Genomic DNA, 21197 nt, shown 5'->3' on the forward strand with positions numbered 1-21197 from the left:
AATGCTTAAAAAAGTTCTATTTATAGATAGAGATGGAACATTAATATCTGAACCGAAACTAGATTTTCAAGTAGATTCTATTCAAAAAATAGAATTTGAACCACATGTAATTTCTTCTTTACTTGAACTAAAAAAAAATAGTTATATTTTTATAATTGTTACTAATCAAGATGGGTTAGGAAGTCTTAACTTTCCATTATCTAACTTTTATATACCTCATAACTTTATGATTAACGTTTTTAAATCTCAAGGAATAATTTTTGATCAAGTGTTAATTTGCCCTCATACATTACAAAATAACTGCTCTTGCCGAAAACCAAAATTAAAATTAATTAAACCTTGGCTAGAAAAAAACATAATAGATAAAAACAATAGCTATGTTATTGGAGATAGAAGTACAGATATAGAATTTGCTAAAAATATAGGAATACCTGGATTGCTATATAATAGAAAAAAAAATAATTGGCATGATATAAAGAAAAAAATTATTAGCAATCGATTTGCTAAAATTGTTAGAAATACTAAAGAAACACATATTTCAGTAACAATAAGGCTTAATTCAAACAAAAGTAGCATCATCAATACTGGAATAAAATTTTTTGACCATATGCTAGAACAAATTTCTATACATGGTAATCTATACTTTAACATTCAATGTAAACAAAAAATAGATCCTGATGACCATCATTTAGTAGAAGACACTGGAATTGTTATTGGAAAAACATTATATGAAATATTAAAAAATAAAATTGGATTAGAAAGATATGGATTTACTCTTCCTATGGATGAATGCGTTGCAAAGTGTGTTATAGACATATCAGGAAGACCCTTTTTAAAATTTAACGCTATTTTTAAATATCAAAAAATAGGTGATTTAAGTTCAGAAATGATAGAACATTTTTTTTATTCATTATCATACTCAATGAAAATTACTCTGCATATAACAGCTAAAGGAAAAAACGATCATCATATTGCAGAAAGCTTATTTAAAGTTTTTGGAAAAACACTCTATCAAGCTACAAAAATAAATAAAAAAATATTAACACCTAGTTCTAAAGGAATACTATAATGAAAATAGTTATTTTAGATACAAAATGCTCTAATACGTTTTCATTAATATGTTCTATAAAAAGATTAGGTTTTTTTTCTACCGTTAGTTCAAATCAAGATATAATAAAAAATTCAGATAAATTATTTATACCTGGAGTAGGAACAGCTTTAACAGCTATGGAATCCATATATAATCATAACTTATATAACATTTTACGCGAATATAAAAAACCTGTATTAGGAATTTGCTTAGGAATGCAACTTCTATGTAAAATAAGTGATGAAAATAATAAAACTAATATGTTAAACATACTAGATATACATGTACGAAAACTATCAAGTAATAATATATTGCCAATACCTCATATGGGTTGGAATAAAGTTTATTGCTATAATAATGAAAATATATTTAAAGGAATAAAAAATGGATCACATTTTTACTTTATCCATACTTATAAAGTACCAATATGTTCCTACACTACTTCTAAAACATACTACGGAGAATTCTTTAGTGCGTCCGTAAAACATAATAACTTTTATGGAGTGCAATTTCATCCAGAAAAATCCGGATCATGCGGTCAACAACTAATAAAGAACTTTTTGGAAATTTAAAAAAAATGATTATTCCTGCTATAGATTTAATAAATAATAAAGTAGTCAGACTATTCCAAGGAAATTACAAAAAAAAAAAATATATAATTTATCTGCGCAAGATATAATACATTCGTATGATACAAAAAATGTATCTATTATACATATTGTTGATTTAGATGCTGCTAATAATCCTAATAAAAGACAAACAAAACATATAAAAACTTTACTAAACGATCTTGTTACTCCTGTGCAAATAGGAGGAGGAATAAGAAATAAAAAAAATATTGAAGAATTACTATCTATCGGAGCAAAAAGAATCGTTATAGGATCTTCTGCAATAACACATCCTGAAAAATTTCAAAATTGGATAAAAGAATATGGATCTGAAACTATTGTACTAGCATTAGATATAATGATTAATCATGAGAAAAAAAAAGTTATAAGAATTAATGGATGGAAAGATAAAACTAACTGTGTGTTAGAAGAAGTAATTCAACAATTTAAAAAATTCGGATTAAAACATGTTTTATGTACTGACATATCAAAAGACGGTACTTTAACTGAACCAAATTTTAAATTATATGAAGAAATAACAAAAAAGTTTAAAACTATTCATTTTCAATCTTCTGGTGGAATCAGTAAAATATCAGATATCATTAGGTTAAAAAAAACTAATATAAAAGGAATTATTATTGGTCGTTCGCTATTGGAAAAAAAATTTACTCTATCAGAGGCAATAACATGCTAGCAAAAAGAATTATTCCATGTCTAGATGTCAAAAACGGAAAAGTAGTTAAAGGTGTAAAATTTCGTAATCATAAAGTTATAGGAGAAATTCTACCCCTTATTTTAAGGTATCTTAAAGAAAATGCTGATGAAATAGTTTTATACGATATAACAGCTTCCTCAAAAAAACATTTAATAGATAAACATTGGATAAAGAATATTGCTAAAATTATAACTATTCCTTTTTGTGTTGCAGGAGGAATTAATTCTGTAGATGATGCACGACAAATATTATCTTTAGGTGCCGACAAAATATCTATTAATTCTCCTGCTATTTCCAATCCGAATCTAATAAATGAAATTTCTAATACATTTGGTGTTCAATGTATGGTTATTGGCATAGACTCTTGGTTTAATAATCAAACAAAATGCTATGAAGTATACCAATATACTGGAAGTAACAAAACAATAAAAAAAACAAAATTAACAACAGAATCTTGGGTTAAAGAAGTTCAAGATAGAGGAGCTGGAGAAATTGTAATAAATTCTATGAACCAAGATGGAGTAAATAGTGGATATAACATCGAACAATTTAAAAAAATTCGAGATTTATGTAAAATACCTCTCATAGCGTCCGGTGGAGCTGGAACAAAAAATCATTTTTATAATTTGTTTAGAAAAACAAATGTAGACGGAGCATTAGCAGCTTCAGTATTTCATAAAAAAATTATTAATATACAAAATTTAAAAAAATTTTTAAAGAAAAAAGGAATAGAAGTTCGATTATGCCATTAAAAATAAATGTAAAAAATCTAAATTGGAAAAAAACAGAAGGATATATACCTGGAATCATTCAACATTATATATCTGGAAAAATACTAATGCTTGGATATTTAAACAAAGAATCTTTAAAAAAAACAATAAAAGAAAAAAAAGTTACCTTTTATTCAAGAACTAAACAAAGATTGTGGACTAAGGGAGAAACCTCTAAAAATTATTTAATAGTAAAACATATGTCCTCTGATTGCGATCAAGATACTATACTAATATTAGTAAAACCTTATGGGAATACATGCCATCTAAACAAAATTAGCTGTTTTTCAAATAAAATAGAAATTTTTTCATTTTTATTTCATTTAGAAAAAATTATAGATAGTAAGAAAAGTAAACAAGAAAAATCTTATACATCAAAACTATTAAAGTTAGGCATTCAAAGAATAGCACAAAAAGTTGGAGAAGAAGCAGTAGAAACTATATTAGCCTCCATGACTAAGAAAAAAAATGATTTGATAAACGAAGTATCAGATTTAATGTACCATTTATTAGTATTGTTAAACTTTAAAAAAATACAATTTAAAGAAATAATTCATAATTTGCAAACACGAAATACTAAAAAAAATTAATCATGCTATATTAGCATATAATAATAATTATAAATTACTTCATCTTAAAATTAATTCAAAAAAATAACTTCATTAAATTTTAATAAATATTTAAATATTAGATTTAATGATTATAAAAATAGTAATTAAATTGATCTAAGATGTTATTTTTCCGTAAAAATATAAATACCTCAGGATTAAATATGATTAATAAAACAATTGGAGTTATTGGAGTAGGAGTAATGGGAAGCAATTTAATATTAAATATAGAAAGAAACGGTTATATAGTATCTATATTTAATAGAACTAGTAATAAAACAAAATGCTTTTTCGAAAAAAATGCTGAAAAAAAAATAATTCCTTTTTTTAATATAAAAAATTTCATTTCGTCTTTAAAAAAACCTAGATGCATTATATTAATGGTTCAATCTGGAATAGCTACTGATAATACTATTAATAGCGTACTTCCTTATCTTAATAAAGAAGATATCATAATTGACGGTGGAAATTCTTTTTATAAAGACTCTATTATAAGAAATAAAAATTTAGAAGAAAAAGGAATCTATTTTTTTGGAACAGGAATTTCTGGTGGATCAGAAGGTGCACTATTAGGACCAGCTATTATGCCTGGAGGTAATAAAAAAAAATATAAAGTAATACGATCTTTATTCAAAAAAATAGCAGCTAAATACCAAGGAGAACCATGCGTATCCTATATAGGTCCGGACGGATCAGGTCATTATGTAAAAATGATACACAACGGAATTGAATATAGTGACATGCAACTTATTTCAGAAGTATACGCTTTATTAAAACTAGGGTTACATCTAAATAATAAAGATATATCTAATATATTTTCTAATTGGAATAAAGGAGAACTGAATAGTTATCTGATAAACATAACAAAAAACATTTTTTTAAAAAAAGATGCACAAACTAATAAAGATTTAATTGATTTAATATCCGATAAAGCAGGAAATAAAGGTACTGGAACTTGGACAGTACAAAGCGCTTTAGAATTAGGAGAACCTCTATCTTTAATAAGTGAATCTGTTTTTTTTAGATATTTATCATCTCTAACATCCCAGAGAAAAACTGCATCAAAATATATAGATATTAAATCGCCTAATCCACTGAACTTTAAAAATAAACTACTTTTTATTGAAAAAATAAGAAAATCTTTATATCTAGGTAAAATACTCGCTTATTCGCAGGGTTTTTCTTTATTAAAAACTGCTTGTCAACACTATAATTGGAATCTAAATCTAAGTAAAATTTCTAAAATTTTTCGATCAGGATGTATAATTCAAGCTAGTTTTTTAGACAAAATTAGTCAAGAATTTTCTAACAATAAAGATATCAAAAATCTTCTACTAACTTCTTTTTTTTCTTCTATTGCAAAAGAATATCAAGAATCTTTACGCTCAGTTGTAGCGTACGCAATACAAACAAAAATTCCAGTACCTGTATTATCTTCTTCTATAGCTTATTATGATGGATACCACTCTTCTCATTTATCAACAAATTTAATTCAAGCTCAAAGAGATTATTTTGGATCTCATACTTATAATAGAACAGATAAAAACGGATCCTTTACTAGTAACTGGACGTAAGTTTTATATTTAAAAATACGATTGTTTAAAAACTGTAAATGTATATTTAATATATACCTTAACAGTTAATCACTTATACTAATATTATTAATATTAATACTATTAAAAATTTCTATTTTTTATTATACAAAATTTAATTTTTATTCCTATAAAACTATAAATTTCTACTTTAACTATTTTTTTGATTGAACTATACTTTAAAAAAAACTAAAAATTCTATATTTATATTCAATAAAAAAAAATATATATTATTTACATAAAAAATAGGATAAATATGAGATTATCTGATGAAGATATAAAATTATGGTTAAATGAAAAAAAACTGATTATAAATCCTCGTCCAAAAGATAATTGCGTTCATGGAATTACTGTTGATCTTACCTTAAGTAATAGATTTAGAACTATAAAAAATCATTCCATTGCATTCATAAATTTAAATGCATCTAAAAAAAATATTAATAGAACACTGGATAAGGTAATGAGCAATGAAATTGTTTTAAAAAAACAAAAACCGTTTTTTTTACAACCAGGTTCGTTTGCATTAGCTATGACTCGAGAAGAATTAACTTTACCAAACAACTTAGTTGGTTGGCTAGATGGGAAATCTTCTTTAGCTAGATTAGGATTAATGATTCATGCGACTTCTCATAGAATAGATCCTGGATGGAAAGGAAATATAGTATTAGAATTTTTTAATTCAAGTAATATAGTACTAGCTGTATATCCAAGAATGTTTATTGCTGCTATAAGTTTTGAAAAATTATCTAAACCGGTAAAAACGCCTTATAATAGTCGTGTTAATGCTAAATATTTTGGGCAAAAAAATATAATCAGTAGTCGAATAAATCAAGATTAAATAGTTCCTTAAGTTTTATAACTATAAATACGCTATTATAATGTTAAAACATATATCATTCAGATGATTATCTGCATTTCATAATAGTATTTATTGTATTATATATACAATATACACACATTTTAATTTATCATCGATATATATATATTTTCTACATTACATATATATAAATATATATATACATATCTATATATGTACTTTACTATGAAAAAAACAAAAAAAAAAATTTTAGTTACCTGCGCTTTTCCTTATGCTAATGGATCTATACATCTAGGTCATCTTTTAGAACATATTCAAGCTGATATTTGGGTTAAATATTTAAGAATGACCGGTAATACAGTATGGTTTATTTGTGCTGATGATGCTCACGGAACTCCTATATTATTAAAATCAAAAGAACTAGGTATTACTCCTAAAAAACTAATTACACAAAACTATATTGAACATAAACTTGATTTTTCTAAATTTAATATTAAATATGATTTATACAGTTCTACACATAGTTCAGAAAATTTAAAAACAGTTAATAAAATTTTTAATATTCTAGAAAAAAAAAAATTAATTATTGAAAAAAAAATCTCTCAATTATACGATATACAACATAATATGTTTTTACCTGATAGACTAGTTAAAGGAGATTGTCCTAGTTGTTATAAAAAAAATCAATTTGGAGATAACTGTGAATTTTGTGGGAGTACATATGATGCTATTAATCTAAAAAATCCAATGTCCTTGATATCAAATAAAAAACCTATCTTAAAATCATCAAGTCACTTATTCTTTAACATAAAAAAATATGAAAAAAAAATAAAAAAATGGATTTGTTCTATACAACTGCAAAAATCTGTATTAAATAAAACCAATGAATGGTTTAAAGCTGGATTAAAAGATTGGAATATATCAAGAGATGCTCCTTATTTTGGATTTTTAATTCCAAATTACGTAAATAAATATTTTTATGTATGGTTAGATGCACCTATCGGATACATAAGTACTTTTAAAAAACTATGTGAAAAAGAAAAAAAAATTCAGTTTAACGAATTTTGGAAAAAAAACACATCTACTGAGCTTTATCATTTTATAGGAAAAGATATTATTTATTTTCATACACTATTTTGGCCTGCTATATTGACCTCTGTTTCTTATAGAAAACCAACAAATATATTTGTACATGGGTATGTAACTTTAAATGGAAAAAAACTTTCGAAATCTAAAGGATCATCAATATTAGCTAAAAATTGGATTAAAACATTTAACTCAGATAGTTTACGATATTACTACGCTAGTAAATCATCTTCAACAATACAAGATATCGAAATAAACTTAGAAGACTTTTATAAAAAAATTAATAGTGATATTGTAAATAAAATCGTGAATCTAGCATCTAGAAGTGCTAGTTTTATTCATAAATATTTCCAAAATACCTTATCTAAAAATTTGTCAGATGTTTATATATACAAAAAAATACTACAATACTCTCAATTAATAGAAGATTTATATCAAAAAAGAGAGTTTGGATCTGTTACAAGAAAAATTATAAAATGCACAGATATTGCTAATACATATTTTAGCGAAAAAAAACCATGGACTTTACTAAATAAAAAAAATCAACAAAAAAAGTTACATGAAATATGTTCTATAAGCTTAAACTTATTTCGTATCATCGCTACTTGGATTACACCAATTACACCTGATCTATCTAAAAAAATTGAAAAATTTTTGCTGATTAAATTAAATTGGAATAATATAAAAAGACCATTATTAAATCATAAAATTGCTTCATTTTCTACTTTATACAATAGAATACATAAAAAAGATATTATAAAATTTCTTAAAAACAATAAATATTCTTAATTAAGATAAAAATATTAAACTTAATAATACAATATATTAGCTATTGTAATAATATTACATGTTATTTATCAGAAAACTATTCCAAGAAATAAACCATGATTTTTTATTTTTTTTAGTTGCACTATTGTTTGCTAAAAATATACCAGGTGCAGCTATAAAATCACTATTATAAAATACAAAAGGAATTCTATTTCTATACCAAGGAGGAATGTTAAATTCTTGAAATATTTTTTTTACTTGTCTACTACCACTCCTTCCAAAAATAGATATTCGACCAGATAATATGAATCTAATATTAATTATATCATTTTTTTTAGGAATTGGAATTTTCATCCCATAACTATTATTTTCTAAAAACCCAAAATGATAGGGTAATTCTAAAGGATAATTTGTATTATGCCATATTAATATTAAAGAACTTATCGAAGGTAATACAGGAACAATATATATATATCTTTTATATCTTCTTATTTCAGATTTATTAATAATTATTTTAGGATTTGCATCTTTTTTACTATTTATTACTTCTTTCAAAACTTTTTCAATTATAGAATAAGAAGGTATTTTATTATTATTTTTTAAAATCCAATTTCGGACTATTACTTTTCTTATACTAATATCTAAAAACAACATATTAAAAAAATTTAATATTGAATCTAATAACATGTTTTTTCTTAAAAACTGACCTGCTATGTTATTAGCAATTTTTACATAATCTGAACAAATTGCTGAAGATCTAGAACAAGTATTTAGAAAAGAAGGCCATCTTTTCTCCAAAACAGGAATAATCTCTTTTCTTATAAAATTTCTATCATAGTAGATATTATTATTACTATTATCTGTAATCCAAATTAATTTTTTTTTAAATGCAAAACGTTCTATTTGTTTTTTAGATACATTAAGAAATGGTCGAATTAATAACTTGTTTTTATCTAAAAAAGTATATAATTTCATTCCTGATAATCCAGTAGGACCACTTCCTCTTTTTAGAGATAAAAAAAAAGTCTCACACTGATCATTTAAATGATGTGCTGTAATTACTACTTCTTTAGGAAGCAGTATTTTTTTTATTATATTATAACGAATAACTCGAGCTACTTCTTCAAAATTTTTTTTTACAGATATTTTTTTTACATGTTTAATAATTAATTCTAAGTTATATTTTTTACATAATTGAATACAATGTTTAACTGTATTTAATGAATGTTTAAAAACATTATAATTAACGTGTAGTACTCTAATATTAATAAAAGAATAATATTTTTTTAATTTCATTAATTTATATAACAAGACAGTAGAATCTATACCACCACTGTATGATATTAAAACTGAATTGTTTTTATAAATATTAATTTTTTTTTTAAGTTTTCCATATAGTAAATATATTTATATTATAAAAATGCTTATTATTTTTTTTAAAAATTAGAACAATTTATAATTGTAAAAAAAAATTCTAAAACATAGACTATATATATAGCAAAAACATTCTATCTATATTTTTTAATATACAGTATCTATTTTTTAACGATACCCTTATGACCTAAATTCAATTAAAATTTATTACTATACGTCCGAGTGGACTTGAACCACTGACTTTCACTATGTCATAGTGATGCTCTACCATCTGAACTACGGACGTAATAATTTTATGATAAAACAAACAAAAATATATCGTTTATATTAAATCAAATTCATATTTTATTCAATAAAAATTACATAAAAAACTCTAATCAAATTTACATGTAACATATATATATATATGTAGAACTATATTTTATTTTAATTATTAACATATAGACGAATATAAAAAATATTTTTTTATATAGATACAATGCATATGAAAATAACAAATACATTCATATGTAATGACGTAACAATATATTACCTAGAATAATTCAAACGATTAATATAATTATCGTATATATATGTATATATAAATAAATATATTTCTAAATAATAAATTCGCATTACTATTTTTAATCTATTGTAATAGAATTATTTTTTAACTAAAAATATTATTTTTTTTATATTTTCTATTTAAGCAATTAAATATAACTTTTAAGTTATAAAATATAATTTATATTATATTAATAATTTAAAATATTAATTTACAAAATATTATATTCAAAATAAAAAAAATATATATATATCAAGTCTATACATATTTCAAGTCTATACTCTATATTTAACTATTACAAATCAAAATTTTTATTCTGTAAAATATATATTTTATATACATTTAAAAAACTGTTTAATATAAAAAATTAAATTATATTAATTAAATACGAAATATTCTTATTTATTTTTTTTAAATTTTATAATACTGTTTATATATTATTATATTAAGTTTATAAATTTCAAATTATTAGATTTTTATTTATTTACATACATAAACTTTTATCAATTTATAGAAATCAACACAAATGTTTTTTCCATAAACAGCTGAATATTTTATTATTTTAAATATTTTACTTAAGAATTATCTTGTAAAATAAAAAATTTATGCAAGTATCTCATCAAATATTAAATTTATAATATCAATAGATAATAAAACAAATTATTTCTTTAAAATAAACCTAAAAATTGAAACGAATTTTATGAATAAAACTAAACGGTTTAAAATAATACATATTTTGAATACTGAAAATCCTTTTCCAAAATCAGAATTGAATTTTAATTCTAGTTTTGAACTTTTAATTTCTGTTATGCTTTCAGCTCAAACTAAAGATAAAAGTGTAAATAATATTACTAATATTTTATACCCTATTGCAAATACACCTGAAAAATTTATAAAATTAGGAATTTTAAAATTAAAAAATCATTTAAAAAGTATAGGATTATACAATAAAAAAGCAGAAAATATCATTAATATATCTAAAACATTTATCAAAAAAAAATATAACTTTGTTCCCAATAAAAGATCTTTTTTAGAATCTCTTCCAGGAGTAGGAAGAAAAACAACAAATGTCGTATTAAGTACTTTATATAACATAAAAACTATAGCTGTAGATACGCATGTATTCAGAGTATCTAATAGAAGCCACTTTGCTTTAGGAAAAAATGTAAAAGAAGTTGAAAAAAAACTCATGAAAGTTGTTCCAAAACAATATATTCATAAAATACATCATTGGTTTGTACTTCATGGCCGTTATATTTGTAAGTCCAAAAAACCTATATGTAAAAAATGCTGTATTAAACATTATTGTGAATATAAAAAAAAAAATGAATAAATTCATTACATTTATATTTTTGTAATATATATATATGTATATCTTTAAATATTAGAAAACTATTTAAATATTCGTATCATTTTATTAATGCAATAAATTAACACATGTCTATGTCAAGATTCATAAACACATTCTCATATATTTCTACTACACATTTCGTTGGAATAAATATGATCATTATAGAAGTAATATTATTTTTACCAATTAAAACTACATTTTTTTATTACTGTCATCCCTACTTAAATCCTATTGTAGGTTCTAGAGTGTATGTTCCTTTTAAAAATAAAAAGTTAATTGGAATTATATCTAAAATTTATTTTAAGAAAGAAAAAAAAATTAATAATAATATAAAGTATATAACAAAAATTTTAGATAAACATTATGCAATAAGTAAAAAAATAATTAATGTATTACATTGGGCAGCTAAGTATTATCACTGTCCTATAGGAATATTAACATTTAACGTACTACCAAAGTTATATGATCAAAAAATAAAAAAAAAAATGATTTTTATTGGAAAATTACTACCAAAGGAAAATATTTCAATTTGAATAATTTGAAAAACGCTCCTAAACAAAAATATGCTATATCTATATTAAAAAACAATAACATAAAAAAAAATGATTATTATAATCATAAAATATATGAAAGTATTTTTTATAAACTACAAAAAAAAGGTTTATGCACTTTAAATATAAAACAATATAATTTATGTATATGGAAGAATAAATCAAAAGAACAATATATATATAAAAAATTAAAAAAAATTACGAAATTAATTTTAATAAAAATTCTCACTAGCAATTTAAACTACAAAATAATAGCATTGATTGGAATGAATTTTTTTTTAAAAATAGAAACATATTTAAAAATATTGAAATTAGTGATAATAAAAAAAAAACAAACTTTAATTCTAACTCCAAATATTAATACTTTATTTCAAATAGAATATTTTTTAAAAAAAAAAATCGATAGTCCAATAGACGTATATCATACAAAACTAAATAATAAACAAAAATATTATATTTTAGAAAAAGCTAAGATTGTTAAAAATATAATCATTATTTCTACAACAAACGGAATTTTTATTCCTTTTTGTAAACTAGGACTCATTATAATAGATCAAGAAAATAGTACTGATTATATAAAACAAAAACCATGTCATTATAATACAAAATTTATAGCTATGATTAGAGCTTATCAAGAAAATATTCCTATAATTCTTGAATCCATAACTCCAGATTTACTCACTTTAAAAAAATTGCATTCTAAAAAATATTCTTATTTTAACTTATATAGAAAAAATATTAAATATATACAAAAAACTACTAATATTATAGATATGAAAAAATCAAAGTGTTATGGAATTTTTACAACTGAAATTATAAAAAAAATATACTCTTCTTTAAAAAATCAAAAAACTACAATACTTATTATCTCAAAAAAAATGGTTTTTTTTTCTGTTTTAATATGCCTGCATTGTTCTCTAATTATGAAATGCGATACTTGTAACAATTTTTATAAATTAAACACCCTAAAAAAAGAATTATTTTGTCACAATTGTTTTTCTTTTATACAACAATTTGTTAAATGTATATACTGTCAATCTTACTGTTTACATATTTATAATATAAACAGAAAAAATATAAATAAATTGTTAAACATGACTTTCAAAAAAATAAGATTCTTATTTTTTAACTTAATAGATGAAAACTGTACAAAAAAAAGTTATTTAAATATTCTTCATTTAACTAAAAACAGCCCTAGAATAATTCTAATGTCAGATACATTAGAAAATTTATCTTTTATTTCAAATATTAAAAATATTATATTTTTTAATCTAGATTACTATTTTTACTACTATAAATTTCGTGCTATGGAATTTTTTAGTCATTTGTATATTAATTGTACATATAATGTTTCTGTCAGATTAAATAAAACAAACACATTTATTCCAACTTACTTTTCTAAAAATTGCTCACTTAACATATTAGTATATAAAGGTTTTTATTCTTTTATAAATCACTTAATAAAATTAAGAAAATATAATATATTACCACCATATACAACACACATTATACTTAAAATAACAAGTAATTTTTTAAAAAATGTACAATATGCAATATCATTAATAAATCATTTAATTGCAAACAATTTTAAAAAACTGAATGATTCTCTTTTAATAATGCCGTGTGCAATATCTTCAATTAATAAATTTACACAACAATATTCTTCTTCTATACTTTTACAGCATTATTGCAAAAACTTTTTAAATAGAATATTAAATTTTATTCTTTTATCAACAAAAAAAAAATTTTTACGTTATAAAATAAAAATTTTTATTTTAGTAGATCCTATAAAATATTGATAAATTCGCTTTTAAAAAAATGTAAATAATTAAAAAAAATCTAGTCATCAAATTAATTTAATTAATTTTCATTAATAAAAAATTAATACAATTATATAAATTTCTGATAAGATTAAATCTTATATATTTTATATATAATAATCATTAGTCACTAATTAAAATTTGAACTATTAAATAAAATAAATATTTATATTATAGGAATCAATTGTGCAAATAAATCAACTATTACAAGAACTAAAAAATAGAGGATTAATTTCTAAAATAGCTCATGAAAAAGAATTAATTCAAAACTTATCTAATAATAATTCTTTTAAAATATACTGTGGTTTTGATCCAACTTCTGATAGTCTCCATATTGGACATTTACTTCCTATGTTGTGCGTTAAATATTTTCAAGCTATGCGATGTATCCCAATAATTTTAATTGGAGGAGCAACTAGTATTATAGGCGATCCAAGTTTTAAAGATAAAGAAAGACGTTCTAATTTTAAAACTAAAACAAAACATCTATGGGAAAAAAAAATAACTAAACAAATCATAACATTTTTTAAAACAAAAAATAAAAACAATACAATTAAAATTTTAAATAACTTTGACTGGATAAACAATATTAATATTATAGATTTTTTAAGTATTATTGGAAAACAATTTTCAGTAAATAAAATGATAAAAAAAGAATCAGTCAAACAAAGAATTAAAAAATCAGAATCAGGAATTTCTTTTACAGAATTTTCTTATAGTTTACTTCAATCATATGACTTTCTATGGCTATTTAAAAATTATAAAGTTATCCTGCAAATAGGAGGATCAGATCAATGGGGAAATATTACTTCTGGAATTCATTTAATTAAAAATTTATATAAAAAAAATGTTTCTGGAATAACCGTCCCCTTACTTCTTAAATCTAATGGTCAAAAATTTGGAAAAACAGAAAAAGAAACTATTTGGTTAAATAAAAAAAAAACTACTCCTTACAAGTTTTATCAGTTTTGGTTAAACACACAAGATAAATACGTAATAAAATTTTTAAAACTATTTACATTAATAAATTTACATAAAATAAATAAAATAGAAAAGAAAATTATAAACAAAAATGTGATTTTAAAAATAAAAAAAATATTGGCAAGTTACATTACTGCATTAATACACGGAAAATATAATTTGTTATCAGCACAACGAATTACTAACTACTTATTTTCTGAATCTTATTTACAAGTTTTTGAAACTGATTTTCAACAATTAAAAATTGATGGAATTCCATCTATATTAATAGAAAAAGAAACTAATTTGCAAAAAGTATTATTAACTTCCAATTTATCTTCTTCTAAACGTCAATCTAGATATTTAATAAAAAATAAATCTATTAGAATAAACAAAAAACTACAAAAAAATGTTCACTACGAGTTATCTAGAAACGATAGGATATTTAACAAATATACAATTTTGAGTAAAGGAAAAAAAACCCATTGTTTATTATTTTGGAAAAAATAATTATATATATATATATTTGTATAAAAAAACATTTTATGAATAAAACATCTATATATTGAAACTTTCTCCACATCCGCAACGGTGTAATTCTTTAGAATTATAAAAAGTAAAATTTCTATTTATTCCGTTCTTAATATAGTCAATAGTAATTCCATCTAAAAATTTAACATCTTTTTTTAATACATAAATATTCATATTTTTATGTATAAATATAACATGATTTATATCATTTCTTTTATAATACACTTCTATCCCATAACGAAACCCAGCGCATCCAGATTTTTTTAAAAAAAATTTTATATTTTTCTCTTTATTATTACATAATAAACGATATATTTGCATTGTCGCATTATTAGTTATAATTATTCCTAACCAATCTCCATATTTAGGAACAAAAATACTTTTTTTATTGAATGTCATTTTTTACCTTTTTTTTTATAAAATATTTATATAAATATTGCATAAATACTAAATTACTAAAAAAAATATTATATGCTACTTTTTTTATGAATAAAAAATAATTTCTTGATTTATATATGAATTTATTATGAATAACTTTATGCAAAAAATTTGTAAATTATTTTCTATAAATTTTATATTTATAAAATAAAAAATGAAAAATATAAATAATTTAATATAATAATGCATATGTTTTAAAAAAAAACAATCTAAAAAATATTTTAAAAAAATTATTTTCTTTTTTAAAATTATTAAAGTGTTGCACAATCTATTATATAAAACATTAATTAATAAATATATATTTCCTATACTTTAATAATTAATTAAAATATAAAACTATTCAAAAACATAATTTTATTATAAATAACGTCTTTATATCAACATTATAAAACTAATATTACTTACATTTATATATTCTTTATTAAGATAAAAATAAAAAAACATCATTAATTACTTATTTATACCGTATTAATACTTAAACTACAAATTTTATAAATATAAAATATTTTTCTATATAAAATTTCGATATTTATTAAAAATGATTTATAAAAACCACTAATTATAAACAAGAAACTCAAGTGTTAATAACTATTCATTATACATCTATAACAATCAAAAAAAAATAAACTAATTCTTAAAACAAAATTATCAATTTTAAATTAATGTACTTAACATACTTGAAAATTATTTCAAAAAAAATAAAAATATATTGTTATAATAAATTATTATTTTAAACTATTTGTTGTTATTAAATCTATTTAAAAGAATAATACATCACTAAATATGGCTATTTAGATATATAAATGTGTATGTTGTACCTTTAATGCAAATAATTAACCCTATAAAATTATTTATTTACCAAAAAATAAAAAATTCATTCTATTTTTTACATATAAATAAAATTAACTAATATTACTTGTTTTTAAAAATGTTACACATTTCTATATAAAAAATTAACATTATTATAATAAAATAATTATCAATATCAATATTAATAATTTATATGTACTACATATAATTAATTGTAAAACATGTTCTATATTTAACATTTTAAAAGTATATATATATTACTTATAATACACTTATCTTAGAGATAAACATGAAAAAAACAGATGAACTACGTACTATACGAATTGATCCATTAATAACTCCAGCTGAGTTAGCTAAACGTTATACTATAACTTCATCTATTATGGACAATGTTATACAAACTCGAAAAAACATCGCTAATATTATTAGAGGAAAAGATAAACGATTATTAGTTATCATCGGACCATGTTCTCTACACGATCCTATAGCAGCAATTGAATATGCTACTAATCTTTGCAAATTAAGAAAAAAATTTCATGAAAGATTAGAAATAATTATGAGAACATATTTTGAAAAACCTAGAACTGTTGTAGGATGGAAGGGATTAATTTCTGATCCTTACCTAGATGGAAGTATGAAAGTCAACGACGGATTGAGTATTGCTCGAAAACTATTACTTGACATAAATTCTCTAGGAATGCCAGCTGCAACAGAATTTTTAGATATGGTCATAGGACAATTTATTGCAGACTTAATTAGTTGGGGAGCAATAGGAGCGAGAACAACAGAAAGTCAAATTCATCGAGAAATGGCTTCAGCTTTATCTTGTCCAGTAGGATTTAAAAATGGAACAGATGGTAACATAAGAATAGCTATTGATGCTATTCGTGCTACACAAGTTAAGCATCTTTTCTTAGCTCCGAATAAACATGGTCAAATGTGTATTAATCATACTAGCGGAAACCCGTTTGGACATCTGATTATGCGAGGTGGAACGATGCCTAACTATCATTCCGAAAATATCACGCAAGCGGTTAAATATTTAAAAAAATTTAATTTACCAGAACACTTAATGATAGATTTTAGTCACGGTAATTGTCTAAAACAACATTTGAGACAAATTGACGTATGCGAATCAGTGACTAGACAAATAAAAACAGGATCAAAGTCTATAATAGGTGTTATGATTGAAAGTTTTTTAAAAGAAGGATCTCAATCTCTAAAACCAAAAAATCAATTAGTATATGGACAATCTATTACTGATCCATGTCTAAATTGGAAAGATAGCGAACTTATTATAAATAAATTAGCGGAATCAGTTGATAATCGTTTTTAATAATACAACCAGTCAATGTTTTAAAAAATTGACTGGTTTTTTATAAAGATAAGATCCTCATATATTTCTATAAAAAATTTATTTTTTTTACACAAAACTAAATGTTTAATGTTATATTTAAATAAATTTAAAAATTAATCTTTTACTTTTTATGCTATTTTTATAATTATGTAAAATATTTATTTCATATAATAATTACATTTCTTTCATTAAGGATGAAAGATGCTTACTATTACTTTTTTTGATAAGAAAAAAAAAATATATAAAAAACCTATTTCTGTTAAAGAACTAATTCAAGATTACAATAAAAAAATTTATAATGTATGTGTGGCCGCTTTAATAAATAATAAAATTAAAGATTTAAATCATCTTATTAAAGAGGATTCTACTGTAAAGTTTATTAAAATCTATGATTCGGAATCAATTTACATAATACGAAATTCTTGTTTACAATTACTCACTTACGCAATAAAAAAATTGTGGCTAGATTCTAAAATAGCTGAAGGAAAAATAACTAAAAATGGTTTTTTTTGTGACATAGAATTAAACAAGTTTTTAACTAAACATGATATCATCACCATTGAAACCAAAATGAAAAAAATAGTACAAAACGGTTATGATATAAAAAAAAAAAATGTAAAAGTAAAAAAAGCTATAGAACTATTTACAATAGCAAAAGAAAACTACAAAGTTAATATGTTAAAAACTTTAAGCAGCAAAAACGAAAATATAAACTTATACTATCATGAATCTTATTTTGATATAGCTTTATCCCCTCAAGTACCAAATATACAATTTTGTAATCACTTTAAAATTCAAAAAATTTCTGGAGCTTATTGGAAAGGAAATAAAAACAATAAAATGCTTCAAAGAATATATGTTACTGCATGGGAATCAAATAAAAAACTACAACAATTTTTGCAAAAAATTATTTTTCTAGAAAAAAGAGACCATAGAAAAATAAACAAAAGATTAAATCTCTATCATATACAAAAAGAATCTCCTGGAATGGTCTTTTGGCATAACAACGGATTTATTATCTATAAAGAACTAAAACAATTTATACGTCTTAAACTAAAAAAATATTTTTATGAAGAAGTACATACACCTATTGTAATTAATCAATCTATGTGGGAAAAAAGCGGCCATTTAGATTACTATAAAGAATCTATTTTTCATACTTCTTCTGAAAATCAAAGTTATTGTTTAAAACCTATGAACTGTCCAGCACACGTGCAAATATTTAATCAAAAGTTGGTTTCATATAAAAACTTACCTATCAGATTAGCTGAATTCGGATGTTGTCACCGAAAAGAATCTTCAGGCTCATTACACGGACTACTAAGAATTAGAAGTTTTACCCAAGATGACGCTCATATTTTTTGTAGTATTAATCAAGTACAATCAGAAATCAATAATTGTATTAAAATGATGTTTGATATTTATAATATTTTTAAGTTCAAGAAGATAAATATTAACCTGTCTACACGTCCCAAAAACCGCATCGGAAATGATTTAATTTGGGATCAAGCAGAAAAAGATTTAAAATCTGTACTGCATGATAATAACATTGATTATTATCATAATGTAGGAGAAGGTGCTTTTTATGGACCAAAAATTGAGTTTACTTTACAAGATTCATTAGATAGACTATGGCAATGCGGAACTATACAACTAGACTTTTATTTACCAAAACGATTAAATGCAACGTATATAGACAAAAAAAATACAAAAAAACATCCAGTAATTATTCATCGAGCTATATTAGGATCTATTGAACGTTTTATAGGAATTTTACTAGAAGAATATGTGGGAAAATTACCAACTTGGTTATCTCCTATTCAAGTAGTTTTACTCACAGTTCATAGTAAAAATTCAGAATATGCTTATTCTTTAGAAAAAAAATTAACACAATCAAATATAAGAACAAAATGTGATACTAGAAATGAAAATATTAGCACTAAAATTAAAGAACATATAATATGTTATACTCCTTATATAATAATTATTGGAGACAAAGAAGAAAATTCTTCTACTATTACAGTGAGAACACGATTAGGAAGAAATATATACAGCATATGTTTTAACAATTTCATTAATGCTTTAATTAAAGAAATTAAAACTCATTCTAACACTGAATTGGAGGTATAAAATATTAAAGTTATAAAAAAACACACATTAAAACGTCCTAATCGAATTAATAACGAAATAAGGGCTAAAGAAGTACGTCTTTCAGATGTTTCAGGAAAACCTATAGGAATAGTAAGCTTAAAAACAGCTTTGCTTCAAGCTGAAAAAGTTAATATGGATTTAGTTGAAATAAGCCCTAATGCTAATCCTCCAGTTTGTAAAATAATGAATTATGGAAAATTCCTATATAAAAAAAACAAATCTTACAAAGAACAAAAAAAAAGACAAAAGACTATACAAATAAAAGAAGTAAAATTTCGTCCAAGTACAGACATTGGAGACTATAATGTAAAAATACGAAATTTAACACGATTCCTAAATGAAGGAAATAAGGTAAAAATAACCTTACGTTTTAGGGGAAGAGAAATGGCTCATCAAGAAATTGGTCTAAATCTTTTATTAAAAGTTAAAAATGATTTATCTAATTTATCAGTAGTTGATTTTTTCCCTTCTAAAATAGAAGGAAGACAAATGATTATGTTTCTTTCTCCTAAAAAATAAACTTTAAGCTTAAAATTTAAATTTTAAATAACGTATTTTATAACTTACAATTTTATACAAGATATAAATATTATGCAAAAAATAAAAACTGTACGCGGTGTTTCTAAAAGATTTAAAAAAACAGCTTCTGGAAAATTCAAAAGAAAAAAATCAAATCTTCAACATATTTTGACAAAAAAAACAACTAATTATAAACGTAAAATTAGATCTAAATCAATAGTTTCTAAAAATGATATTTCTAAAATAAAATTTTGCTTACCTTACGTTTAATTTTTTAAATATAAAATATTTAAACTTTACTAATAAAAAAAAGGAAAATATTTATGGTTCACGTAAAACGTGGAACTACTTCAAGTGCCCGACACAAAAAAATATTAAAAAAAGCTAAAGGATACTACGGAGCTAGATCTAAAGTTTATAGAGTAGCAAATCAGGCTGTAATAAAAGCAGGACAATATTCTTATAGAGATCGCCGCCAAAAAAAACGACAATTCAGAAAACTATGGATTGTTCGGATTAATGCTGCTGTTCGAAATAATAACATTTCTTATAATAAATTTATATTTGGATTAAAAAATTCTGGTCTAAATTTAAATAGAAAAATGCTATCAGAAATATCAATTAACGATCCTTTAACTTTTAAAAAAATAGTTAACCAATCTCAAACAATAATAAGTTAATTAATTGAATTTAAAATATGGTATAAAAAAAAATTTAAAAAATATCTTATACAAAAT

18 protein-coding genes, 1 tRNA gene and 1 pseudogene are annotated in these 21197 nt (G+C 22.3%); 17 read left to right on the forward strand and 3 right to left on the reverse strand.

What is annotated here, in order from left to right; translation table 11 throughout:
* The first annotated feature begins 1 nt into the window (after position 1).
* From hisB to metG, 8 genes and pseudogenes are all read left to right on the forward strand, one after another.
* On the forward strand, positions 2-1069 hold the full coding sequence (gene hisB / locus AB4W63_RS00440) for a bifunctional histidinol-phosphatase/imidazoleglycerol-phosphate dehydratase HisB (RefSeq protein WP_367681064.1): 1068 nt from the start codon (positions 2-4) through the stop codon (positions 1067-1069).
* On the forward strand, positions 1069-1662 hold the full coding sequence (gene hisH, locus AB4W63_RS00445) for an imidazole glycerol phosphate synthase subunit HisH (protein ID WP_367681065.1): 594 nt from the start codon (positions 1069-1071) through the stop codon (positions 1660-1662). The genes hisB and hisH overlap by 1 nt, the downstream gene beginning before the upstream one ends.
* Before the next feature lie 5 nt (positions 1663-1667).
* Positions 1668-2392, forward strand: a pseudogene (gene hisA / locus AB4W63_RS00450) (1-(5-phosphoribosyl)-5-[(5-phosphoribosylamino)methylideneamino]imidazole-4-carboxamide isomerase).
* Positions 2386-3165, forward strand: a complete 780-nt coding sequence (hisF, locus tag AB4W63_RS00455) for an imidazole glycerol phosphate synthase subunit HisF (RefSeq protein ID WP_367681066.1) — start codon at positions 2386-2388, stop codon at positions 3163-3165. The pseudogene hisA and the gene hisF overlap by 7 nt, the downstream one beginning before the upstream one ends.
* Positions 3156-3773, forward strand: coding sequence for a bifunctional phosphoribosyl-AMP cyclohydrolase/phosphoribosyl-ATP diphosphatase HisIE (hisIE, locus tag AB4W63_RS00460; RefSeq protein WP_367681067.1), 618 nt, complete (start codon positions 3156-3158; stop codon positions 3771-3773). The genes hisF and hisIE overlap by 10 nt, the downstream gene beginning before the upstream one ends.
* A 182-nt stretch (positions 3774-3955) precedes the next feature.
* The gene (gene gndA / locus AB4W63_RS00465) at positions 3956-5365 is read left to right on the forward strand and encodes an NADP-dependent phosphogluconate dehydrogenase (RefSeq protein ID WP_367681068.1); all 1410 of its coding nucleotides are present in this window, start codon (positions 3956-3958) and stop codon (positions 5363-5365) included.
* Between the two features lie 274 nt (positions 5366-5639).
* Positions 5640-6221, forward strand: coding sequence for a dCTP deaminase (dcd, locus tag AB4W63_RS00470; RefSeq protein WP_367681069.1), 582 nt, complete (start codon positions 5640-5642; stop codon positions 6219-6221).
* 204 nt (positions 6222-6425) lie between these two features.
* Entirely contained in the window at positions 6426-8075 is a 1650-nt protein-coding gene (gene metG / locus AB4W63_RS00475) for a methionine--tRNA ligase (RefSeq protein WP_367681070.1), read from the forward strand.
* A gap of 54 nt (positions 8076-8129) precedes the next feature.
* On the opposite strand, the gene tilS is transcribed toward metG, so the two are convergent.
* Positions 8130-9461 carry a tRNA lysidine(34) synthetase TilS gene (gene tilS / locus AB4W63_RS00480; RefSeq protein ID WP_367681190.1) on the reverse strand — a complete coding sequence of 444 codons (1332 nt, stop codon included), beginning with the start codon at positions 9459-9461 and terminating at the stop codon, positions 8130-8132.
* A gap of 180 nt (positions 9462-9641) precedes the next feature.
* Positions 9642-9714: transfer RNA gene (locus AB4W63_RS00485), tRNA-Val, on the reverse strand.
* 958 nt (positions 9715-10672) lie between these two features.
* On the opposite strand from AB4W63_RS00485, the gene nth reads away from it, so the two are divergent.
* The 4 genes from nth to tyrS all read left to right on the forward strand — a co-directional run bounded on the left by nth (position 10673) and on the right by tyrS (position 15164).
* Positions 10673-11305: an endonuclease III gene (nth, locus tag AB4W63_RS00490; protein WP_367681071.1), complete on the forward strand. Its 633-nt coding sequence runs from the start codon at positions 10673-10675 to the stop codon at positions 11303-11305.
* 104 nt (positions 11306-11409) lie between these two features.
* Entirely contained in the window at positions 11410-11856 is a 447-nt protein-coding gene (locus tag AB4W63_RS00495; RefSeq protein ID WP_367681072.1) for a hypothetical protein, read from the forward strand.
* Between the two features lie 5 nt (positions 11857-11861).
* On the forward strand, positions 11862-13673 hold the full coding sequence (locus tag AB4W63_RS00500) for a hypothetical protein (RefSeq protein ID WP_367681073.1): 1812 nt from the start codon (positions 11862-11864) through the stop codon (positions 13671-13673).
* A gap of 207 nt (positions 13674-13880) precedes the next feature.
* Positions 13881-15164, forward strand: a complete 1284-nt coding sequence (gene tyrS, locus AB4W63_RS00505) for a tyrosine--tRNA ligase (protein ID WP_367681074.1) — start codon at positions 13881-13883, stop codon at positions 15162-15164.
* A 48-nt stretch (positions 15165-15212) separates the two neighbouring features.
* On the opposite strand, the gene AB4W63_RS00510 is transcribed toward tyrS, so the two are convergent.
* Positions 15213-15584, reverse strand: a complete 372-nt coding sequence (locus AB4W63_RS00510; protein WP_367681075.1) for a HesB/IscA family protein — start codon at positions 15582-15584, stop codon at positions 15213-15215.
* A gap of 1138 nt (positions 15585-16722) precedes the next feature.
* On the opposite strand from AB4W63_RS00510, the gene AB4W63_RS00515 reads away from it, so the two are divergent.
* The 5 genes from AB4W63_RS00515 to rplT all read left to right on the forward strand — a co-directional run bounded on the left by AB4W63_RS00515 (position 16723) and on the right by rplT (position 21140).
* Positions 16723-17769: a 3-deoxy-7-phosphoheptulonate synthase gene (locus AB4W63_RS00515; protein WP_367681076.1), complete on the forward strand. Its 1047-nt coding sequence runs from the start codon at positions 16723-16725 to the stop codon at positions 17767-17769.
* Positions 17770-17991: 222 nt separating this feature from the next.
* Positions 17992-19920, forward strand: coding sequence for a threonine--tRNA ligase (thrS, locus tag AB4W63_RS00520; protein ID WP_367681077.1), 1929 nt, complete (start codon positions 17992-17994; stop codon positions 19918-19920).
* Between the two features lie 3 nt (positions 19921-19923).
* Positions 19924-20460 carry a translation initiation factor IF-3 gene (gene infC / locus AB4W63_RS00525; protein ID WP_367681191.1) on the forward strand — a complete coding sequence of 179 codons (537 nt, stop codon included), beginning with the start codon at positions 19924-19926 and terminating at the stop codon, positions 20458-20460.
* A 72-nt stretch (positions 20461-20532) separates the two neighbouring features.
* Positions 20533-20730: a 50S ribosomal protein L35 gene (gene rpmI, locus AB4W63_RS00530; protein ID WP_367681078.1), complete on the forward strand. Its 198-nt coding sequence runs from the start codon at positions 20533-20535 to the stop codon at positions 20728-20730.
* A gap of 53 nt (positions 20731-20783) precedes the next feature.
* On the forward strand, positions 20784-21140 hold the full coding sequence (gene rplT, locus AB4W63_RS00535; protein WP_367681079.1) for a 50S ribosomal protein L20: 357 nt from the start codon (positions 20784-20786) through the stop codon (positions 21138-21140).
* Positions 21141-21197: the final 57 nt, after the last annotated feature.

It is taken from the genome of Buchnera aphidicola (Anoecia corni) (genome assembly GCF_964056675.1).
GTDB lineage: Bacteria > Pseudomonadota > Gammaproteobacteria > Enterobacterales > Enterobacteriaceae > Buchnera_E > Buchnera_E aphidicola_B.

Excerpts from the sequence above, each read along its gene's own strand:
- rplT (WP_367681079.1), top strand. The coding sequence starts at position 20,784 with ATGGTTCACGTAAAACGTGGAACTACTTCAAGTGCCCGACACAAAAAA.
- hisH (WP_367681065.1), top strand. The coding sequence starts at position 1,069 with ATGAAAATAGTTATTTTAGATACAAAATGCTCTAATACGTTTTCATTA.
- rpmI (WP_367681078.1), top strand. The coding sequence starts at position 20,533 with ATGCAAAAAATAAAAACTGTACGCGGTGTTTCTAAAAGATTTAAAAAA.
- nth (WP_367681071.1), top strand. The coding sequence starts at position 10,673 with ATGAATAAAACTAAACGGTTTAAAATAATACATATTTTGAATACTGAA.
- AB4W63_RS00495 (WP_367681072.1), top strand. The coding sequence starts at position 11,410 with ATGTCTATGTCAAGATTCATAAACACATTCTCATATATTTCTACTACA.
- AB4W63_RS00515 (WP_367681076.1), top strand. The coding sequence starts at position 16,723 with ATGAAAAAAACAGATGAACTACGTACTATACGAATTGATCCATTAATA.
- hisIE (WP_367681067.1), top strand. The coding sequence starts at position 3,156 with ATGCCATTAAAAATAAATGTAAAAAATCTAAATTGGAAAAAAACAGAA.
- hisF (WP_367681066.1), top strand. The coding sequence starts at position 2,386 with ATGCTAGCAAAAAGAATTATTCCATGTCTAGATGTCAAAAACGGAAAA.
- gndA (WP_367681068.1), top strand. The coding sequence starts at position 3,956 with ATGATTAATAAAACAATTGGAGTTATTGGAGTAGGAGTAATGGGAAGC.
- hisB (WP_367681064.1), top strand. The coding sequence starts at position 2 with ATGCTTAAAAAAGTTCTATTTATAGATAGAGATGGAACATTAATATCT.
- metG (WP_367681070.1), top strand. The coding sequence starts at position 6,426 with ATGAAAAAAACAAAAAAAAAAATTTTAGTTACCTGCGCTTTTCCTTAT.
- dcd (WP_367681069.1), top strand. The coding sequence starts at position 5,640 with ATGAGATTATCTGATGAAGATATAAAATTATGGTTAAATGAAAAAAAA.
- AB4W63_RS00510 (WP_367681075.1), bottom strand. The coding sequence starts at position 15,584 with ATGACATTCAATAAAAAAAGTATTTTTGTTCCTAAATATGGAGATTGG.
- thrS (WP_367681077.1), top strand. The coding sequence starts at position 17,992 with ATGCTTACTATTACTTTTTTTGATAAGAAAAAAAAAATATATAAAAAA.